At 61.3% G+C, this 1,067-nt stretch carries 1 pseudogene; it reads right to left on the bottom strand.

The window, feature by feature from the left end:
• A pseudogene (locus tag ACFYMM_RS44455) lies at positions 1 to 837 on the bottom strand (IS5 family transposase); the annotation flags it as partial.
• Positions 838 to 1,067 lie beyond the last annotated feature (230 nt).

Here is a 1,067-nt window from a genome sequence, read left to right as displayed (position 1 = left end):
AGTAAGTCCCTCGCCAGGTTGGTGTCGTCTCGTCCGTTATGCGCTTGGCGAGGTTGTCGATCGAGGCGACGTGGATCATAGCCTCGGAGCTGGCCGGAAGGGTCTCGTAATCGCGAGAAAGGCGTCGATGCAACATAAGCCAACCTAGGCTTCGCTCGACTACCCAGCGCCTTTTGACAACATGAAATCCACGAACTCCGGGGTTTCTGTTGACAACTTCGACGTCGATTCCTAGACGTGCGCCGTGCTCGATGACGGCGTTCTTGAAGCCGGTGTCGACCCAGCTCTTGGCAATGGTTGGATAGGTCTTCTTGGCTTGGTCGAGAAGACGTATTCCTACGGCGTTCTCGGAGAGGCTCGCGGCGGTGACGGTCACGGCGAGGATCAGTCCGATCGTGTCGGTGAGTATGCCTCGCTTGCGTCCGACGATCTTCTTGGCGGCGTCCGTTCCCTGGCTGGTCAGGGGCGCGTTGGTGGAGGTCTTCACGCTCTGGGTGTCGATGACGGACCCTGTGGGTTCGGGCTTGCGTCCTTCTTTCACGCGGGCGAGCCCGGTGAGGTCGTAGTTGAGCTGGGCGAGGATTCCCTCATCGCGCCAGGAGGCGTAGTAGGCGTAGACGGTGCCGTAGTCGGGAAGTCGTGTGGGAGGTATTTCCAGGGGATTCCCGTGCGGTTGATGTAGAGGAGCGCGTTGAATACGTCGCGCAGGTCGACCTTGGCCGGCTGCCCGGTGGGTCTGCGGTCGAGCCGGGCTTTTCTCCAGGCCGTCAACGTCGGCTCGATCAGGGCCCATCGGGCGTCGGAAAGGTCGCTGGGGTACGGCTTCCGCTGGCTCACGCCCCAGAGGGATCACGAGTGTGGCGGAAGATCGGGTTCCGGTGATCACCGGCGGTTCTGTGTCATCTCTACGCCAGACGCACTTCGAGGTTCGAAGCCGAGCGAAACGGGCGGGCAGGCCCGGAAGTCTGGAAGTGATGAACCGCATTGATCCACGGAAAGGCCCCAAACTGGCACAGCGACAGAACTCACATACCGGCATGCGGCATACCTGAACGCCCACTAAGAGG

The organism is Streptomyces sp. NPDC006739 (assembly GCF_042869815.1).
Lineage (GTDB): Bacteria > Actinomycetota > Actinomycetes > Streptomycetales > Streptomycetaceae > Streptomyces.
The sequence above is the reverse complement of the archived record's forward strand: the minus strand, read 5'-3'. Positions and strand labels throughout refer to the sequence as shown.